General features: G+C 55.7%; 18 protein-coding genes. 12 read left to right on the top strand and 6 right to left on the bottom strand.

The genetic code is table 11. The features are described 5' to 3' along the window. Positions 1-160 precede the first annotated feature (160 nt). On the top strand, positions 161-430 hold the full coding sequence (locus C3451_RS11270) for a GrxA family glutaredoxin (protein ID WP_014169305.1): 270 nt from the start codon (positions 161-163) through the stop codon (positions 428-430). 30 nt (positions 431-460) lie between these two features. On the opposite strand, the gene C3451_RS11265 is transcribed toward C3451_RS11270, so the two are convergent. Next, entirely contained in the window at positions 461-835 is a 375-nt protein-coding gene (locus tag C3451_RS11265) for an inner membrane protein YbjM (protein WP_023299682.1), read from the bottom strand. Positions 836-1,109: 274 nt separating this feature from the next. Between C3451_RS11265 and C3451_RS11260 the strand changes: the two genes are divergently transcribed. The 4 genes from C3451_RS11260 (at position 1,110) to arsC (ending at position 5,834) form a co-directional block, all read left to right on the top strand. Next, positions 1,110-2,795 (top strand): aspartate:alanine antiporter, encoded by a 1,686-nt coding sequence (locus C3451_RS11260; RefSeq protein ID WP_001024855.1) that lies wholly within the window; start codon positions 1,110-1,112, stop codon positions 2,793-2,795. Positions 2,796-3,745: 950 nt separating this feature from the next. Then, positions 3,746-4,066: a metalloregulator ArsR/SmtB family transcription factor gene (locus C3451_RS11250; protein WP_032624576.1), complete on the top strand. Its 321-nt coding sequence runs from the start codon at positions 3,746-3,748 to the stop codon at positions 4,064-4,066. Between the two features lie 40 nt (positions 4,067-4,106). Further along, positions 4,107-5,396 carry an arsenic transporter gene (locus C3451_RS11245; protein ID WP_045623343.1) on the top strand — a complete coding sequence of 430 codons (1,290 nt, stop codon included), beginning with the start codon at positions 4,107-4,109 and terminating at the stop codon, positions 5,394-5,396. Positions 5,397-5,408: 12 nt separating this feature from the next. Beyond that, a complete protein-coding gene (gene arsC / locus C3451_RS11240) occupies positions 5,409-5,834 on the top strand; it encodes a glutaredoxin-dependent arsenate reductase (protein WP_023299678.1) in 426 nt (141 codons plus the stop codon). Between the two features lie 27 nt (positions 5,835-5,861). Here arsC and C3451_RS11235 read toward each other — a convergent pair whose 3' ends face one another. After that, complete coding sequence (locus tag C3451_RS11235; protein ID WP_124304311.1) at positions 5,862-6,413, bottom strand: TetR family transcriptional regulator; 552 nt, start codon at positions 6,411-6,413, stop codon at positions 5,862-5,864. 82 nt (positions 6,414-6,495) lie between these two features. Here C3451_RS11235 and C3451_RS11230 point away from each other — a divergent pair, with 82 nt between their 5' ends. Beyond that, entirely contained in the window at positions 6,496-7,710 is a 1,215-nt protein-coding gene (locus C3451_RS11230) for an MFS transporter (protein WP_124304310.1), read from the top strand. Beyond that, positions 7,700-8,512 carry a Cof-type HAD-IIB family hydrolase gene (locus C3451_RS11225; protein ID WP_022647558.1) on the top strand — a complete coding sequence of 271 codons (813 nt, stop codon included), beginning with the start codon at positions 7,700-7,702 and terminating at the stop codon, positions 8,510-8,512. The genes C3451_RS11230 and C3451_RS11225 overlap by 11 nt, the downstream gene beginning before the upstream one ends. A gap of 524 nt (positions 8,513-9,036) precedes the next feature. Here the strand turns inward: C3451_RS11225 and C3451_RS11220 are convergent. Beyond that, entirely contained in the window at positions 9,037-10,269 is a 1,233-nt protein-coding gene (locus C3451_RS11220; RefSeq protein ID WP_045621923.1) for an MFS transporter, read from the bottom strand. A 167-nt stretch (positions 10,270-10,436) separates the two neighbouring features. Here C3451_RS11220 and C3451_RS11215 point away from each other — a divergent pair, with 167 nt between their 5' ends. The 3 genes from C3451_RS11215 (at position 10,437) to deoR (ending at position 12,607) form a co-directional block, all read left to right on the top strand. Continuing rightward, the gene (locus C3451_RS11215) at positions 10,437-11,165 is read left to right on the top strand and encodes a phosphatase PAP2 family protein (protein ID WP_032624581.1); all 729 of its coding nucleotides are present in this window, start codon (positions 10,437-10,439) and stop codon (positions 11,163-11,165) included. A gap of 7 nt (positions 11,166-11,172) precedes the next feature. Continuing rightward, a complete protein-coding gene (gene ybjG, locus C3451_RS11210) occupies positions 11,173-11,781 on the top strand; it encodes an undecaprenyl-diphosphate phosphatase (protein WP_045621924.1) in 609 nt (202 codons plus the stop codon). Positions 11,782-11,848: 67 nt separating this feature from the next. Continuing rightward, positions 11,849-12,607, top strand: a complete 759-nt coding sequence (deoR, locus tag C3451_RS11205; protein WP_022647554.1) for a DNA-binding transcriptional repressor DeoR — start codon at positions 11,849-11,851, stop codon at positions 12,605-12,607. An 88-nt stretch (positions 12,608-12,695) separates the two neighbouring features. Here the strand turns inward: deoR and dacC are convergent, their stop codons facing one another. Next, positions 12,696-13,901 (bottom strand): serine-type D-Ala-D-Ala carboxypeptidase, encoded by a 1,206-nt coding sequence (gene dacC / locus C3451_RS11200; RefSeq protein ID WP_023299674.1) that lies wholly within the window; start codon positions 13,899-13,901, stop codon positions 12,696-12,698. A gap of 243 nt (positions 13,902-14,144) precedes the next feature. Here dacC and C3451_RS11195 point away from each other — a divergent pair, with 243 nt between their 5' ends. Further along, positions 14,145-14,771, top strand: a complete 627-nt coding sequence (locus C3451_RS11195) for a glutathione S-transferase family protein (protein WP_124304309.1) — start codon at positions 14,145-14,147, stop codon at positions 14,769-14,771. On the opposite strand, the gene C3451_RS11190 is transcribed toward C3451_RS11195, so the two are convergent. Both C3451_RS11190 and bssR read right to left on the bottom strand, forming a co-directional pair. Further along, positions 14,772-15,890, bottom strand: coding sequence for a PQQ-dependent sugar dehydrogenase (locus C3451_RS11190; RefSeq protein WP_045621926.1), 1,119 nt, complete (start codon positions 15,888-15,890; stop codon positions 14,772-14,774). 106 nt (positions 15,891-15,996) lie between these two features. After that, a complete protein-coding gene (bssR, locus tag C3451_RS11185) occupies positions 15,997-16,380 on the bottom strand; it encodes a biofilm formation regulator BssR (RefSeq protein WP_038415734.1) in 384 nt (127 codons plus the stop codon). 217 nt (positions 16,381-16,597) lie between these two features. Between bssR and rimO the strand changes: the two genes are divergently transcribed. Beyond that, positions 16,598-17,923, top strand: a complete 1,326-nt coding sequence (gene rimO, locus C3451_RS11180; protein WP_023299671.1) for a 30S ribosomal protein S12 methylthiotransferase RimO — start codon at positions 16,598-16,600, stop codon at positions 17,921-17,923. The last annotated feature ends 58 nt before the right edge of the window (positions 17,924-17,981 follow it).

Below are 17,981 nucleotides of genomic sequence, written 5' to 3'. Positions count from 1 at the left end.
ACGTATGGCAGCCAGTATAGGCAATGATCCACCTGATGTAATTGGCGAAACATAGCCTGACTGTATCAAAGTGACAGGTGAAACCTTCTTTCCATGACGGCAGGTTATCGTGCACTATAGGGATTATTCGCCGTCAGGCTTGTTTTTTGAGGAGAGAGAAATGTTTGCAGTAATTTTTGGTCGTCCAGGATGCCCTTACTGTGTGCGCGCGAAAGAGCTGGCTGAGAAACTGACTGAAGAACGTGATGATTTCAACTTCCGTTACGTGGATATCCACGCGGAAGGCATCAGCAAAGCCGATCTGGAAAAAACCGTGGGTAAACCGGTTGAAACCGTGCCGCAAATCTTCCTCGATCAGAAACACATCGGAGGCTGCACCGATTTCGAAGCGTACGCCAAAGAGCACCTGGGCCTGTTTGCCGCTCAGTAATGCTAAGACGCCCTCACCCTGAGGGCGTTTTTATTTATGATGCTTCCGCTGTTGCAGCAGGCTGCGCATAAATAAGAAACAGAGCGCCCCCAGCGCACACCAGAAAACGCCACTTAGTAGCCACGCCACTTCCTGCCAGACGCTTCTCGACGAGAGAAACAGCACGCGCATCAGAAGCAGGCAGAGGGGCGCCGCAAGGATGGCCCCCAGCAGCGGCATTACCACCTCGCCTTTGCGCGAGAGAAAACTGGCCACTACCCCCGGCAGGATGAAGAACAACAGGCCCAGCTCGGGATGACCGGACGCTCTGAAGGCGCCCTTCACATTAAAAGCAAGCGACATGCAAACGACCGTAAACAGCAAAAAGCAGCTGATTACGCCAACCCAGTTTCGTTTAAAGTTCAAACTATCCTCCTGACTTATCTCTATCAAATACAAAAATCGTCCGGTGGACGCCCAGTCAGATAAAGCATTGCGGCAATCCTTGCCAAAGCACGCACACAAGTCGTGCGATAATAGGTGGCTGTCGGTAGCTATTACGATTAAACTAACCGCCTGCTAGTGTTTAGGGTATTTATCAGGAAGCAGGGAGGTGCAAAGTGATTCCCTGACTCTGAAAACAGTAGCCCAAATAGTCCTTTCATTCAACAACTTACTGGTAAACAAGAAGTTAGCCTCCGTGAATATAAACGTCGCAGACTTGTTAAATGGGAATTACATCCTGTTATTATTTGTGGTACTGGCACTGGGCCTTTGTCTGGGTAAATTGCGCCTGGGTTCAGTTCAACTTGGTAATTCCATTGGCGTTTTAGTCGTCTCCCTGTTATTAGGTCAGCAACATTTCAGTATTAACACGGACGCGCTTAACTTAGGTTTCATGCTGTTTATTTTCTGCGTTGGCGTGGAAGCCGGTCCGAACTTTTTTTCCATTTTCTTCCGAGACGGCAAAAATTATCTGATGCTGGCGCTGGTGATGGTCGGCAGCGCCCTGCTGATTGCGTTAGGGCTGGGCAAACTGTTTGGCTGGGACATCGGCTTAACGGCCGGTATGCTGGCAGGCTCGATGACCTCCACGCCGGTGCTTGTTGGCGCGGGGGATACGCTTCGTCATTCTGGCATGGCAGGCACGCAGCTTTCCGCCGCGCTGGATAACCTGAGCCTGGGCTATGCCCTGACCTATCTGATTGGTCTGGTGAGCCTGATTGTGGGCGCGCGCTATCTGCCAAAACTTCAGCACCAGGATCTCCAGACCAGCGCCCAGACCATTGCCCGAGAGCGTGGTCTGGATACGGACTCCAAACGTAAAGTATACCTGCCGGTGATCCGCGCCTACCGCGTCGGGCCAGAGCTGGTTGCCTGGACCGACGGGAAAAACCTGCGCGAGCTGGGGATCTACCGTCAGACCGGCTGCTACATCGAACGTATCCGTCGTAACGGCATTCTGGCAAACCCGGACGGTGACGCGGTGCTCCAGATGGGCGATGACATCGCCCTTGTTGGCTACCCGGACGCCCACGCGCGTCTCGATCCGAGCTTCCGCAACGGGAAAGAAGTGTTCGACCGCGACCTGCTGGACATGCGTATCGTCACCGAAGAGATTGTGGTGAAGAACCACAACGCCGTGGGCCGCCGTCTGGCGCAGCTGAAGCTGACCGACCACGGCTGTTTCCTCAACCGCGTGATCCGCAGCCAGATTGAAATGCCTATCGACGATAACGTGGTGCTTAATAAAGGCGATGTGTTGCAGGTCAGCGGCGATGCCCGACGTGTTAAAACCGTTGCCGACCGTATCGGCTTTATCTCGATTCACAGTCAGGTGACGGACCTGTTAGCCTTCTGCGCCTTCTTCATTGTTGGCCTGATGATCGGAATGATCACCTTCCAGTTCAGTAACTTTAGCTTCGGCATCGGTAACGCTGCCGGTCTGCTGTTCGCCGGGATCATGCTGGGCTTCCTGCGAGCGAACCATCCCACCTTCGGCTACATCCCTCAGGGAGCGCTGAACATGGTGAAAGAGTTCGGTCTGATGGTCTTTATGGCGGGTGTCGGCTTAAGCGCCGGGAGCGGCATTGGCAATGGCCTGGGTGCGGTCGGCTGGCAAATGTTGGTTTCCGGACTTATCGTCAGCCTGGTACCGGTAGTCATCTGCTTCCTGTTCGGCGCCTACGTGCTCCGCATGAACCGCGCCCTGCTCTTCGGCGCGATGATGGGCGCGCGCACCTGCGCACCGGCAATGGAGATCATCAGCGACACCGCGCGCAGCAACATCCCGGCGCTGGGCTATGCAGGCACCTACGCCATCGCAAACGTGCTGCTGACGCTGGCAGGTACGCTGATCATCATTATCTGGCCAGGACTCGGATAAATCTCAAGATTGCGTGTGGCTGAAAAAATTTTCGTTACGCGCAGAACTTTTTACGCAGGGTGCAGTCATAACTAGTGCCACTGCTTTTCTTTGATGTCCCCAATTTGTGGAGCCCATCAACCCCGCCATTTTTGGTTCAAGGTTGATGGGTTTTTTGTTGCCTGAAATTAATACCCTTCCCTATCAATTACTTATAACACTACCTTATTTTCCATGGCGGTATAGCTGATCTTCTTGCGCGGTTAAATTTTGCCTGGTCAATATCTTAAAAGAACAACGATTGAGCGTAGATATGATCGGGTTTGAACTTCGATACAGGCAGCTGGCATAAGCTGGAACGAATTAATCCACCTGATGACAGGAAAAGGAATGAAGGCTTCATCCGGGGATAGCGGCAGAAGTCTACATAAAGCTCGCTCACCACTCCAATTTCGGAATCGCTCTTCTGAAACCGGAATTTATTTAGGTCCCATGTATGCGTTCACATATCGCTCGCGGCTGTATTGAGGTTATTGATGGTGGATATCACTACCCTTGCCCGTAAATGGGGCTCAAGACTACTTAAGGCCGTCTGGTTTGTGTTAATTAGCTTCCTGGCAGGACGTATGCTGGGTCCTTCAACAGCTTATATTAACCACGACGTTGCAACTGCTATTTGCGGCTTCATCTATGGTGATATTAATGCGGAGACAATGTACGAAACATATACAAATATTGATATTTTGATTCTGTTAACATCTGCAACGATCGTCTGTCTCATAACATTGAAGATATTCAACAAAACCAGGAATCATTAATCTTCTAATCCCGCCCTGTCTGTGGCTCAAAGACGACGGCTCAACGTAATGGTACTTCACTGAGGACATTTATTTGCCCTTATTGCCCTTCCCTCACTCGCCACAAACATATATGATTTAATGTATATGACAAAAACCACGCAGGATCGCCAGATGCTTCACCCCGTTCAGCTCTTCAAAACCCTCTCCGACGAAACGCGCCTCTCCATCCTCATGCTTCTGCGTGAAGCGGGCGAGTTGTGCGTCTGCGATCTCTGCTCCGCTACCAACGAGCCGCAGCCGAAAGTCTCCCGCCACATGGCCTTACTGCGCGAGGCCGGGCTGGCCATCGACCGTCGCGAGGGTAAGTGGATCTACTACCGTCTCTCTCCCAACATGCCTGCATGGGCGGCAACCGTTATCGACACCAGCTGGAACTGCCTGCGAGAAGAGACACGTATGAAGCTGAAAAACCGCCTCCCGGGCTCATGCTGACCACAACACATTCACAAAAACAGATATAACGGAGTAAAAGATGTTTCTGGCAGGGGCTATTTTTCTGTTTACGCTGGTACTGGTTATCTGGCAGCCCAAAGGGCTCAGTATCGGCTGGAGTGCCATCATTGGCGCCGCGCTGGCGCTGGCGAGCGGTGTGATCCACGTTAACGACATTCCGGTGGTCTGGAACATCGTCTGGAATGCGACGGCCACGTTTATCGCGGTAATCGTTATCAGTTTGCTGCTGGATGAGTCCGGTTTTTTCGAGTGGGCGGCGCTGCACGTTGCTCGCTGGGGAAACGGTCGCGGGCGGTTGCTGTTTACCTGGATCGTGCTGCTGGGTGCGGCCGTGGCGGCGCTGTTCGCCAATGACGGTGCGGCATTGATCCTGACGCCTATCGTTATCGCCATGCTGCTGGCGCTGGGGTTCAGCAAGCAGGCCACGCTGGCGTTCGTGATGGCGGCGGGATTTATCGCCGATACCGCCAGCCTGCCGCTGATTGTCTCCAACCTGGTCAACATCGTCTCAGCGGACTTCTTTAAGCTGGGCTTTAGCGAATACGCCTCGGTGATGATCCCGGTTGATATCGCCGCAATTGCCGCGACGCTGGTGATGCTGCATCTGTTCTTCCGCAAGGAAATACCGCCGGAATATGACCTGGCAAAACTCCGCGAGCCCGCACGGGCCATTCATGACCTGCCGACATTCAGAACAGGCTGGATCGTGCTGCTGCTACTGCTCGTCGGGTTCTTTGTGCTTGAACCTCTGGGTATCCCGGTCAGCGCTATCGCAACAACTGGCGCGCTGATTTTATTTGCCGTTGCGAAACGCGGGCACGCCATTAACACCGGGAAAGTGCTGCGCGGCGCACCCTGGCAGATCGTTATCTTTTCGCTGGGGATGTATCTGGTGGTGTATGGCCTGCGTAATGCCGGGCTGACGGAGTCTCTTTCAGGCGTTCTTGATCGCTTAGCCGGACACGGACTCTGGGCCACTACGCTGGGAACCGGATTTATCACCGCCTTTCTGTCATCCATAATGAACAATATGCCAACGGTATTGATCGGCGCGCTCTCCATTGAGGGTAGTGCGGCAACAGGCTTGATTAAGGAGGCGATGATTTACGCTAACGTGATTGGCTGCGATCTGGGGCCGAAAATCACCCCCATCGGTAGCCTGGCTACCCTGCTATGGCTTCATGTGCTGGCACAGAAAAACATGACCATTACCTGGGGCTACTATTTCAGGACGGGCATCATAATGACGCTGCCAGTTCTGTTTGTGACGCTCGCCGCGCTGGCGCTACGTCTCTCCTTCACACTGTAATGAGTAACGGATATGAGCAACATCACTATCTACCACAACCCGGCCTGCGGCACGTCGCGCAATACGCTGGAGATGATCCGTAACAGCGGTACGGAACCCGAAATTATTCTCTATCTTGAGAACCCACCGTCGCGTGATGAACTGACCAGGCTGATTGCAGACATGGGGATTCCCGTGTGCGATCTGCTGCGCAAAAACGTCGAGCCTTACGAGCAACTGGGCCTTGCCGGGGGAAATTTCACCGATGACCAGCTTATTGATTTCATGCTGCTATACCCCATTCTGATTAACCGTCCGATTGTGGTGACGCCGCTGGGTACACGTCTGTGCCGCCCTTCTGAAGTCGTTCTCGACATCCTTCCGGACGCGCAAAAAGGGGCATTTACAAAGGAAGATGGCGAAGTCGTCGTTGACGCCAGCGGGAAAAAAATCTCCTGACATCAGGCGTAGCCGGGGCGAGCGCTATCAGACGGTATCCTCGCCTGCAATCCGCCCCACCATCGCCCGGATCTCCTCCCGGGTTAACGGCGACCGGTCGGTTACAAAATGCAGCGTCATCCCCTCGATAAACGCATCCAGCGCACGGGCGGTGGCCGGATCAAACCACTGCTCAAGCGTAGTCTGGCTCATCTTCATCCAGTCCTGCATCACCGTTTTCAGCGCGGCGCTGCGGTGCATAAAAGCGTACAGCTGATACATCAGCGCCATATTGTGTGGCGTGGTCACGGCTGAACTGTGGATCAGCGTGGTAATGGCCTCGCACGCCCTCTCCCGCCCGGTCACCCCCGCGAAGAAATCCCGGTACTGCTGAGACATCTGCTGCGTAAACCACGTGAACGCCTCCTCCAGAAGCGACTCCATCCCGTCGAAATAGTAGGTCATCGACCCCAGCGGAACGCCTGCGCAGGTGGCAATTTTGCGGTGCGTGACGGCATGAATACCGTGCTCAGCAATGGTGTCCAGCGTCGCCTGGAGTATCTTCTCGCGGCGGTTAGGGTCGTTTGGTGGTATGCTCATAAAATCCTCATCCGGTTTATGTACAAATGTACACAAAGTTGCTAGTGTTGTCGCTATTGTTGTACTTCTGGTGCTGATCCCAATGACGCTAACTTCTCCTCGCAAAGCCCTGCATCTGCGCATGTGGGCGCTGTTTATGTTCTTCTTCATACCCGGGCTGCTGATGGCTTCCTGGGCAACGCGCACCCCGGCAATCCGCGATACGCTATCCGTCTCGACGGCGGAGATGGGGATCGTGCTGTTTGGCCTGTCGATTGGCTCGATGAGCGGCATCCTCTGCTCGGCCTGGCTGGTGAAGCGCTTTGGCACGCGCGCGGTGATCCGTACCACCATGTGCTGCGCCGTGGTGGGAATGTTCGCTTTGGGCGTGGCGCTGTGGTTCGCCTCGCCGCTGATGTTTGCCCTTGGGCTGATGGTATTTGGCGGCAGCTTTGGTGCGGCTGAAGTGGCCATTAACGTCGAGGGGGCCGCCGTCGAACAGGCGATGAACAAAACGGTGCTGCCCATGATGCATGGCTTTTACAGTCTCGGCACGCTGGCGGGCGCGGGCGTGGGGATGGCGCTGACGGCGCTGGGCATTGCGGCCAATGTGCACATTTTGCTGGCGGCGCTGGTCTGTATTATCCCGATCCTCACCGGCATCAGGGCTATTCCCGCAGGCACAGGACAACACGCCTCGGACGAACAGAAGTCTGCGGCAAAAGGGTTGCCCTTCTATCGTGATTTCCAGCTAATGCTGATTGGCGTGGTGGTGCTGGCGATGGCATTTGCTGAAGGCTCCGCCAACGACTGGCTACCGTTGCTGATGGTGGACGGGCACGGATTTAGCCCCACCTCCGGCTCGCTGATCTACGCTGGATTTACGCTCGGCATGACCGTCGGACGCTTTACCGGCGGCTGGTTTATCGACCGTTACAGCCGCGTGGCGGTCGTCCGTGCCAGCGCCCTGCTGGGTGGGCTGGGCATCGCGATGATCATCTTTGTGGATGTGGGCTGGATTGCCGGTGTGTCGGTGATCCTGTGGGGGCTGGGCGCCTCCCTTGGCTTCCCGCTGACCATTTCCGCTGCCAGCGATACCGGTCCCGATGCGCCGACGCGCGTGAGCGTTGTGGCGACCACGGGCTACCTCGCTTTCCTGGTGGGGCCGCCGCTGCTTGGATTCCTCGGTGAGCACTACGGGTTGCGCAGCGCCATGCTGGTGGTGTTAGGGTTAGTGATTATTGCCGCCCTGGTGGCGCGTGCGGTGGCAAAACCGGAAGCAGAACAAACGACAATGGAGAAGGGATATGAGCGTTAAACTGATTGCAGTCGACATGGATGGCTCCTTCCTGAGCGATGCGAAAACCTATAATCGCGCGCGTTTTCTGGCGCAGTACGCGCGCATGAAAGCGCAAGGCATCCGTTTTGTGGTCGCCAGCGGAAACCAGTACTACCAGTTGATCTCATTTTTCCCCGAGATCGCCCATGAAATCGCCTTCGTCGCCGAAAACGGCGGCTGGGTGGTGGATGCGGGCGAAGACGTGTTTAACGGCGAACTGTCGAAAGAGCATTTTCTGACCGTCGCCACCCTGTTAAACGACGTGCCCGGCATTGAGATAATTGCCTGCGGAAAAAACAGCGCCTACACGCTGAAAACGTATAACGACCTCTTCAAAGAGATTGCGGCGAAATACTATCACCGCCTTGAAAGCGTCAGCAGCTTTGACAACCTCAACGATATTTTCTTCAAGTTCGGGCTTAACGTCTCTGACGACGAAATACCGCGCATTCAGGCGCTGCTGCATGAGAAGCTTGGCGACATCATGGTGCCGGTGACCACGGGTCACGGCAGTATCGACCTGATAATCCCTGGCGTTCACAAAGCTAACGGCCTGCGGATCCTGCAAGCGCGCTGGGGCATTGAGGACAGTGAAGTGGTGGCCTTTGGCGACAGCGGTAACGACGTGGAGATGCTGCGCCAGGCTGGGTTTGGCTTCGCGATGGCCAACGCCAGACCGCATATAAAGGCTGTGGCCCGCTATGAAGCGCCAAATAATAATGACGAAGGGGTGCTGGACGTGATTGATATGGTGCTGGAGGGGAAGGCGCCGTTTAATTGATTCCGTGCGGTCTGGTGCCCTCACCCTAACCCTCTCCCACAGGGCTGAGGGATCCCCACAAAATAATGCCTGCACAGATGGCCCCCTCTCCCTTGAGGGAGAGGGCTGGGGTGAGGGGGAACATACGGCTCTGGTGGTCATTCCGTTCACTTTATGTTCCTTGCTACTCTGTCACGACATGACCGGTGAACGTGCCAGGGTGGCTCAGTCGCCACCACCCTGGCGACCCGGGCTTCCGGCGGAAAATCGCCGCTTCGCGGTGCCTTCGGCTTATTCCTTCCGGCTTATCGGGGACGGGCGGAGGTAACATCCCTGTAAAGCCCGCCCTCTCGGCGCATCCCTGCGCCTCGCCCCGGCCTACAGGAAACGCCTCAGCGATTTACAGCCGGACCGAGGCATCGCTGAAAGCCCTCAGTTATTCTGAGGCAACGTTATCGCTTTTGCTTTCAAATTACTGGGGATCCCTCAGCCCACAGGGAGAGGGAACTGTCCCGAGCTCGCCCAACGGGGAGAGGGAATAAGGATTACGGTTGCAGGGCATTTCCGACGCGTTTGTCCTTCAGGAACACCACCATCAGACCTACCCACAGCACACCGTTTGCGAGATTGAACAGGCTGAACAGCCCGTTTCCGCCAAACGCATAAGCATGCTTGCTCACCTCAATACCGACGGTGAAAATCAGCATTTGCAGCATCCCCATCGCGGCAGACACCGTGCCTTTACTCATTTCACTGGCGAACAGCGTCAGGCGCACCAGGCCAGCATTCGCCACGCCGATACCAAACGCGTAAACACTCAGCCCCGCCGTCATCCACAGGTACGCATGAGACGAGGCTACGGTCGCCACCGCCGCGATAATCAGCCCTGCCGCTATGGGCCAGCCGCCCAAAATAATCAGCGAACGCACGGTACGGCGTGACGTCAGACGCGCCAGCACCAGGTTACCGATAATCAGCGCGCCAAAAATCGGCACCTGTAACAGGCCATACTCATAGCTGCTAAGCTGTTCGCCGCTGATGATAATGACCGGCGACTGGGCAATCCACGCCAGCAGTGGCAGGCTGACAAAGCCCGTCGCCAATGCGCCCGCGACAAAACGGCCATTTTTCAGCACTGCCTTATAATCCCGCCCCAGCTCTTTAAGCGAGAGCTTTTCGCCCAGGCGGGTGGCGGTTTCCGGCATCGCACGGTGCAGGCCAAAGAAAGAGATAGCCGCAAGCGCGGCAAAGAGGACGAACATCCCCTCCCACGGCGCGACGTGAACCCATGCGGCTCCCACCAGCGGCCCAAGAAGCGGTGCAATCAGTGCCACGTTTGCCATCAGCGCGGTAATTTTGATACACACCGCCTCCTCAAACGACTCCTGAATAGCGGCATAGCCCACGGCGCCAATAAAGCACAGGCTCACGCCCTGAAGGAAACGCAGCAGTGTGAACTGCTCAATACTCTGCGCCAGCAGCGTGGCGAGACAGGTGACGATAAACCACACTACGCCCGTCAGCATCACCGGACGGCGGCCAATACGATCCGACAGCGGCCCTAACAGCCACTGTAAAAACATGCCGCCCGCCAGATAGGCGGTCATGGATGTCGGTACCCACTCAATACCTGCGTTGTACTGCTCAACCACAGCCAGCATGCCGGGCTGGATCATGTCGTTGCCGATGTAGGTAGAGAATTCGTAAAGCACCAGACACAGAGGAAAAAGTAACGCCTGACGACCCAGACGATTACCGGAAGAAGAACGGTTTATCATGCAATCTCTTTAGTATGAAAAAATCGCGATGAGTGTAATGAATTGCCGCTGTCTGAGATAGCAAATTAACGTGAAAAAACAGAAATAACGCACTTATCGTTGTTGTTTAAGGTTTCCTTAAGTTGCCCTCCCTATGATAGTGCTATTTCACGTTATTGACCGAAACTATGACACACGCCGTCAGCCCTTCAGAATTATCTAAGTTACCGACAAATAAGACAAAACGTCTTTACCGTTTGCCTGCCCGCTTTTATGGTTATCAACTTTTCGTGCTTATTGCCCTTGCGGTGCTTTTTACCTGGCTTTCGCGCGATGAATCGCTTGACCGATGGATAACCGGTTTCTGGTATGACGCAGCGACGCATCATTTTCCGCTACAGCAAAACCCGCTGCTGGATCTGCTGAACCATCGGCTGGCGAAATATGTGACCATTGTTATCGCTGCCGCATCGCTGATTTACGGCGCTTACAAACGCAATGCCCGACTGGTAACGGCCGCGCTTCTGATGGGGCTGGGTGCGCTGGTAGTAGGGGTGCTGAAAAGCATAAGCCACCACAGCTGTCCGTGGGATCTGGTGGAATATGGCGGCAGGTCCGTTTCGTATCCCCTGTTCAGCGCCGTTCCGGCAGACAGCGGACCGGGACGCTGCTTTCCCGGCGGCCACGCCTCCAGCGGGTTTATGGTGATGGGGCTGTTTTTTGCCTTCTGGCGTGAACGTCCGCGCCTGGCATGGTCCTTTGTCGCGTCAGGCGTTGTTATGGGGCTGGTGATGGGCTTCGGGCAGGTCATGCGCGGCGCGCATTTTTTCTCTCACAACCTGTGGGCCGGGTGGTGGGTCTGGTTTTCCCAGGTGCTGGTTTACGGGCTGGTTTCCGCCCGGTTTGCTAAAGAGTAACGAGATTATGTTAGAAAATCTGAACTACGAACTGTTTTACCTGCTCAACGCCACGCCGTCGTCACCGGAATGGATGATCGATCTCACCACCTTCATTGCGAAAGATCTGATTAGCATTGTACCGGCGCTGGCGGTGATCCTCTGGTTATGGGGACCTCGTACACAGGTCACCGCCCAGCGCCATCTGGTGATCAAAATGGCGATGGCAATTGGCGTGAGCGTGCTGGCAAGCTACGTGCTGGGTCACGCCTTCCCGCACGATCGTCCTTTTGTCGATCGCGTCGGCTACAACTTCCTGCACCATGCGCCGGATGACTCGTTCCCGAGCGATCACGGCACGGTGATCTTCACCTTTGCGCTGGCCTTCCTGTTCTGGCATCGCCTGTGGTCCGGCGTAGTGCTGATGGGCGTGGCAGTCGCCATCGCCTGGTCCCGCGTCTACCTGGGGGTGCACTGGCCGCTGGATATGGTCGGCGGTTTCCTGGTGGGGCTGATGGGCTGCGTCAGCGCAGCCATCCTGTGGAGCCTCTTTGGCCCGGCGCTTTATCGTGCATTATCACAGGCCTATCGCGTTCTGTTTGCCCTTCCGATCCGCAAAGGCTGGATACGTGACTAACCCCGGTCCGTCAGGTTACACTTGAGCCCCCGCCCTGCGGGGGCTCACTTTTTTAGCCCGAGGATCTATGGAAACACGTCGCGATGACCGCATTGCTCAGCTGCTTCAGGCGCTGAAGCGCAGCGATAAGCTGCATCTTAAGGAAGCCGCTTCCCTGCTTGGCGTGTCTGAAATGACCATTCGTCGCGATCTGAACAGCGACAGCGCCCCCGTTGTGCTGCTTGGCGGGTATATTGTTCTGGAGCCGCGTAGCGCCAGCCATTATCTGTTAAGCGATCAAAAAACACGCCTGGTGGAAGAGAAGCGCAAAGCCGCGCGGCTCGCCGCCTCGCTGGTGCAGCCGCATCAAACGCTGTTTTTTGACTGCGGTACGACAACCCCGTGGATCATCGAGGCCATCGACAGCACCGTTCCCTTTACCGCCGTCTGTTATTCGCTAAATACCTTCCTGGCTTTGCAGGAGAAACCAGCATGCCGGGTGATTTTGTGTGGCGGCGAGTTTCATGCCAGCAACGCCATCTTCAAGCCGCTGAATATTCAGGACACGCTGAGCAATGTATGCCCTGATATCGCCTTTTACTCTGCGGCGGGCGTGAATGTGAAACAGGGGGCAACCTGTTTTAATCTTGAAGAGTTACCGGTGAAACAGTGGGCGCTCAACGCCGCGCAGCAGCATGTGCTGGTGGTTGATCACAGTAAATTTGGCAAGGTCCGTCCGGCAAGGATGGGAGAACTGTCGCGCTTTGACGCCATCGTCAGTGATTGCCGCCCGGATGACGAGCTGGTGGCATACGCGAAAGCGCAGCAGGTGAAGTTGATGTATTGAGGTTATGCCGGGTGGCGGCTTCGCCTTACCCGGCCTACGTTCGAGCCGTTGTAGGCCGGGTAAGGCGAAGCCGCCACCCGGCAAAAACTTAGCTGAACCAGCTGCCAAACCAGCCGTGGAATTTCATTAACACAAAGTCCCACATCCGGCTGAAGAAGCCGCCCTCTTCCACCGCTTCCATTACCACCAGCGGACGCTGCTCAATAGATTTGCCGTTAAGCTGGAAATCTATCGTCCCGACCACCTGACCTTTTTTCAGCGGTGCGGTGAGCTGTGGCTCGGTCAGGGTATAGCTGGCTTTCAGGTTTTTCAGCTGACCGCGTGGAATGGTGACGGAACCCGCTTCACCCGCTCCCAGGTTCACTTCACTTTTATCACCAAACCAGACGCGCTGACTCACGAAGGTAGCGTCCGGCTTAATCGGCGTGACGGTTTCAAAGAAGCGGAAACCCCAGGTCAGCAGTTTTTCGGATTCGTTAAAACGAATACGGTCGGTTTTCGTTCCCAGCACCACTGAGATCAGGCGCATATCGCCCTGCGTCGCAGAAGCCACCAGGTTGTATCCGGCCCCGGCAGTTGTACCGGTTTTCATGCCGTCCACGTTAACGTTACTGCTCCACAGCAGACGGTTACGGTTAGGCTGGCGGATATTGTTGAAGGTAAACTCTTTCTCTTTATGGATAGCGTACTCATCCGGCACGTCATGGATCAGCGCTTTGCCCAGCAGCGCCATATCGCGCGCGGTACTGAACTGACCCGGCGCATCCAGGCCGTGAACAGTTTTAAAAGTGGTATTGGTCAGACCCAGTTTTTTCGCGTAGCCATTCATCAGCCCAATAAATGAGTCCTGACTGCCCGCGACGTAATCGGCCAGCGCAATACAGGCATCATTTCCCGACTGAATAATAACCCCTTTATTCAGATCGGACACGGAGACCTGGTCGCCAGGCTTCAGGAACATCACGGACGAGCCGCGCAGCGCCGGGTTACCAGTCGCCCAGGCATCTTTCCCGACGGTGACCATGTCATTCAGCTTGATCTTGCCCGCTTTCAACGCCTGGCCGACCACATAGCTGGTCATAATTTTCGTCAGGCTCGCCGGGTCGAGTTTCTCGTCGGCGTTACCTTCCGCCAGCACTTTCCCGCTGGCGTAATCCATCAGGATCCAGGCGCGCGCATCAACAGGCGGCGCTTCGGGCGCTGTCTGTTCCGCCGCATGGAGCGTTGGGGCAAAAAGGAAAAGCAGCGCCGAGCCTGCCGCCAGGCTGCGCAGAGAGGAAGTTTTTTGCGTCATAAATGCCACCCGAGTGTCCATTCTAAAAATCACGTCACAATCACCGTGTCGCAAGAAGCGATGAGTAATAGCGCACTACAGCCTTCAAAGAAACCTGTTCCAGGTAAAGTTTTTAAAGTTTATGCAATAACATTCAGATACGCTTTGATTGCGGTGTTTTTTTTAGCATCTGTTGCGTAATTGTTAGGTTTATCTCACCATGGCGAAAAGCTGACTCGGATTCACATCTCATCGGGAGTAAATATGATTACGCTGTGGGGCAGGAACAATTCGACCAACGTGAAAAAAGTGCTCTGGACGCTGGAAGAGCTGGATTTACCGTTCAAGCAGGTTATGGCGGGCCTGGAGTTTGGCGTGAATAAAGACGCGGACTACCTGGCGATGAACCCAAATGGACTGGTGCCGCTACTGCGCGATGACGAGACAGACGCCACGCTGTGGGAGTCTAACACCATCGTGCGATACCTCGCCGCGCAGTACGGCCAGGGTCGGCTGTGGGTAGAAAATCCAGCCCAGCGCGCGCAGGGCGAAAAATGGATGGACTGGGCAAACCAGACGCTTTCCCCAACGCACCGCGTGATCCTGATGGGGCTTATCTGTACGCCGGAAGCCGATCGTGATTATCCCGCCATTCATGCCGCCCAGGACGCGTGCGAGTCGCTGTTTGCGATGATGGACGACGAACTGGCGAAGCATACCTGGTTCTCCGGCGACACGTTCGGCGTGGGCGATATCGCCGTCGCCCCTTTCGTCTGGAACCTCACTAACATGGGTCTCAGCTGGACCCCGCGCCCTCACCTTCAGCGCTGGATCCAGCAGCTCAGCGAGCGCCCGGCGTATCGCAACGTGGTGATGATCCCGGTGACCTGATTACGACCCGGACGGGCTGACTTTCCAAAGCTGCCCGTCCGTCTCGTCGGTCAGCACGTACAGATAACCATCCGGCCCGACGCGCACATCGCGAATTCGCTGATCTTTATCCCCAAGAATGCGCCCGTCCTCCGTCACGGTATTGCCCTTCACGCTCAGCACGATGACGTCTTTCTCCTTCAGCGCGCCGATAAACAGCTTGTTTTTCCATTGCGGGAAGACGTCGCTGTTGTAGAACGCCATGCCGCTGACGGCGGGCGACACTTTCCAGACAAACAGCGGTTTTTCAGTGCCCTCAACGTGCTCGCCTTTCGCTTCCGGGATTTTCAGGCCGCTGTAGTTGATCCCGTGCGTCGCCATCGGCCAGCCGTAGTTTTTGCCTTTTTCAGGAATGTTGATCTCATCCCCGCCGCGAGGGCCGTGTTCATTAAGCCACAGCGCGTCGCTCCACGGGTTCATCGCCATCCCCTGCGGGTTGCGAATGCCGTAAGACCAGATTTCAGGCCGTGCACCGGCGGTGTTCACAAACGGGTTATCCGGCGGCACTTTCCCGTCCTCCGTCAGGCGCACCACCTTACCCTGAAGCTTATCCAGATCCTGCGCCGTCGGGCGCTGGTTGTTTTCACCTAAGCCAATAAAGAGATGGCCTTTGCCGTCGAACACCAGCCGTCCGCCAAAGTGGTTGCCAGTAGAGAGCTTCGGCATCTGTCGGAACACCACCTGGAAGCCCTCAATGCGCGAGAGGTCATCGCTCAACCGCCCGTAGCCCACCGCGGTACCCGCTTTTCTATCATCACCCGCCTCGGCGAAGCTGAGCCAGATCCGCCGTGATTGTTCAAAATCCGGGGCCAGCACCACGTCCAGCAATCCGCCCTGGCCGCTCGCCCAGACCTTCGGCACGCCGATAATCGGGTCGGAGAGCCCTTTCCCTGCCTGCCAGTGCTTAAGCTGCCCGTCTTTTAGCGTGATCAGCAGCCCCTTATTATCAGGCAGAAACGCCAGCGACCAGGGGTGATCCAGTTTTGTCTGTAGCACGTCGACCTTAACCGTCTCGGGCGCCGCAAGCAGCGAAAGCGGGAATAACAGTGCAGGGAGGAAAAGCAGCGAGGATCGAGGCATAACGCACTCCTTTATCGGCATATGGCTTAAAGATTAGCCACTGTTCCCGGGTGCGTTAACACTTTTACAAAAGCTTAATCAAAAGGGGGAGTTGCCTCCCCCGGGTTCAGTGTCGGGCAAGCGTTTCCGGCTTGTTCAGACACATGATGCAAAGCGCGAGCGTGGTCAGGCAGTTTTCAAGCTTCTCCGCGTTAACGGCAATAAAATTCGGGCAGTCGTGACGTCCGTTCATCAAACAGACCCCTGCGATGGAAAGCACCTCGGCGGCGCGGCGCAGCGCCACTAATTCGTTTTCAGCGCAGTGCGCTTTCAGGATGGGTGCTTTTTCACGCATGAAATTGCAAAGTTCAAAGAAATTTTCACGCAGATTTTCGCTTTCGCTGACTGACATATACCCTTTCGCCTTGCGGAGTTGCAGATATGCAGCCAGGTCGATTCGGGCGTTGATCAGCTTGTTAAGCAGATCGCGTTTCAGTCTGTCAACGGACATGCTATTTCCTCCTCTGTCAGCCATGTTACCCTATTAATAATAAGGTCATTTTTTGTACAATGTGATGCCTGAGATCAATAAACGATAACTGATTAACATTCTTTACAATGTTACAACGATTGCCCGCCTCAACTGCGCCATCAAGAGTGTATAAATCCCCCGCGATACGCTGTAAAATCCCGCCCTGACAACTCCATAATTGATGAATTTTTAACCTATGAGCAATGTTACGCACCCGCCGAAAATCGGCTTTGTCTCCCTGGGCTGCCCGAAGAACCTGGTGGATTCCGAACGCATCCTGACTGAACTTCGCACTGAAGGCTATGACGTGGTGCCAAGCTACGACAACGCCGACATGGTGATCGTCAACACCTGTGGGTTCATCGACAGCGCGGTCCAGGAGTCACTGGAAGCCATTGGTGAAGCCCTGACGGAAAATGGCAAAGTGATTGTCACCGGCTGCCTGGGCGCGAAGGTGGATCAGATCCGCGAAGTGCACCCGAAGGTACTGGAGATCACCGGCCCGCACAGCTACGAGCAGGTGCTGGAACATGTTCATCACTACGTACCAAAGCCAAAGCACAACCCGTTCCTGAGCCTGGTGCCGGAACAGGGCGTGAAGCTGACGCCGCGCCACTATGCTTACCTGAAAATTTCCGAAGGCTGCAACCATCGCTGCACCTTCTGCATCATCCCGTCGATGCGTGGCGATTTGGTGAGCCGTCCGATTGGCGAGGTGCTGGCAGAAGCCAAACGCCTGGCCGACGCGGGCGTGAAGGAGTTACTGGTCATCTCCCAGGACACCTCCGCCTACGGCGTGGACGTCAAACACCGCTCCGGCTTCCATAACGGCGAGCCGGTAAAAACCAGCATGGTTGGCCTGTGCGAGCAGCTTGCTAAGCTCGGGATCTGGACGCGTCTGCACTACGTCTACCCTTACCCGCACGTTGACGACGTGATTCCGCTGATGGCGGAAGGCAAAATCCTGCCGTATCTGGATATCCCGTTACAGCACGCCAGCCCGCGCATTCTGAAGCTGATGAAGCGTCCTGGATCCGTTGACCGCCAGCTGGCGCGCATCAAGCAGTGGCGCGAGATCTGCCCTGAACTGACCCTGCGCTCCACCTTCATCGTTGGCTTCCCGGGTGAAACCGAAGAAGATTTCCAGATGCTGCTCGACTTCCTGAAAGAAGCGCGTCTGGATCGCGTGGGCTGCTTCAAGTACAGCCCAGTTGAAGGCGCAACGGCCAACGAGCTGGCGGACCAGGTACCGGAAGAGGTCAAAGAGGAACGCTGGAACCGCTTTATGCAGCTGCAACAGCAGATCTCTGCTGAACGCTTGCAGGAGAAAGTGGGCCGCGAAATTCTGGTCATTATCGACGAAGTGGACGAAGAAGGCGCGATTGGTCGCAGCATGGCGGATGCGCCTGAAATCGACGGCGCGGTGTACCTGAACGGGGAAACCAACGTCAAGCCGGGCGATATTATTCGCGTGAAGGTTGAAAACGCCGACGAGTATGATTTGTGGGGCAGCCGGGTTTAATCTTTAACCCCTCACCCCGGCCCTCTCCCCAAAGGGGCGAGGGGGAACAGACCGCACC

The organism is Enterobacter sp. 301B (assembly GCF_003850715.1).
GTDB classification, from domain to species: Bacteria; Pseudomonadota; Gammaproteobacteria; order Enterobacterales; family Enterobacteriaceae; genus Enterobacter; species Enterobacter intestinihominis.
Note: the sequence above shows the minus strand (reverse complement) of the source record. Positions and strands in the feature narration are given on the sequence as shown.

What these genes read in the sequence shown, in the direction of transcription:
- C3451_RS11270 (WP_014169305.1), top strand. Translation starts at nt 161, where the DNA reads ATGTTTGCAGTAATTTTTGGTCGTCCAGGATGCCCTTACTGTGTGCGC.
- C3451_RS11250 (WP_032624576.1), top strand. Translation starts at nt 3,746, where the DNA reads ATGCTTCACCCCGTTCAGCTCTTCAAAACCCTCTCCGACGAAACGCGC.
- C3451_RS11245 (WP_045623343.1), top strand. Translation starts at nt 4,107, where the DNA reads ATGTTTCTGGCAGGGGCTATTTTTCTGTTTACGCTGGTACTGGTTATC.
- arsC (WP_023299678.1), top strand. Translation starts at nt 5,409, where the DNA reads ATGAGCAACATCACTATCTACCACAACCCGGCCTGCGGCACGTCGCGC.
- C3451_RS11235 (WP_124304311.1), bottom strand. Translation starts at nt 6,413, where the DNA reads ATGAGCATACCACCAAACGACCCTAACCGCCGCGAGAAGATACTCCAG.
- C3451_RS11230 (WP_124304310.1), top strand. Translation starts at nt 6,496, where the DNA reads ATGACGCTAACTTCTCCTCGCAAAGCCCTGCATCTGCGCATGTGGGCG.
- C3451_RS11225 (WP_022647558.1), top strand. Translation starts at nt 7,700, where the DNA reads ATGAGCGTTAAACTGATTGCAGTCGACATGGATGGCTCCTTCCTGAGC.
- C3451_RS11220 (WP_045621923.1), bottom strand. Translation starts at nt 10,269, where the DNA reads ATGATAAACCGTTCTTCTTCCGGTAATCGTCTGGGTCGTCAGGCGTTA.
- C3451_RS11215 (WP_032624581.1), top strand. Translation starts at nt 10,437, where the DNA reads ATGACACACGCCGTCAGCCCTTCAGAATTATCTAAGTTACCGACAAAT.
- ybjG (WP_045621924.1), top strand. Translation starts at nt 11,173, where the DNA reads ATGTTAGAAAATCTGAACTACGAACTGTTTTACCTGCTCAACGCCACG.
- deoR (WP_022647554.1), top strand. Translation starts at nt 11,849, where the DNA reads ATGGAAACACGTCGCGATGACCGCATTGCTCAGCTGCTTCAGGCGCTG.
- dacC (WP_023299674.1), bottom strand. Translation starts at nt 13,901, where the DNA reads ATGACGCAAAAAACTTCCTCTCTGCGCAGCCTGGCGGCAGGCTCGGCG.
- C3451_RS11195 (WP_124304309.1), top strand. Translation starts at nt 14,145, where the DNA reads ATGATTACGCTGTGGGGCAGGAACAATTCGACCAACGTGAAAAAAGTG.
- C3451_RS11190 (WP_045621926.1), bottom strand. Translation starts at nt 15,890, where the DNA reads ATGCCTCGATCCTCGCTGCTTTTCCTCCCTGCACTGTTATTCCCGCTT.
- bssR (WP_038415734.1), bottom strand. Translation starts at nt 16,380, where the DNA reads ATGTCCGTTGACAGACTGAAACGCGATCTGCTTAACAAGCTGATCAAC.
- rimO (WP_023299671.1), top strand. Translation starts at nt 16,598, where the DNA reads ATGAGCAATGTTACGCACCCGCCGAAAATCGGCTTTGTCTCCCTGGGC.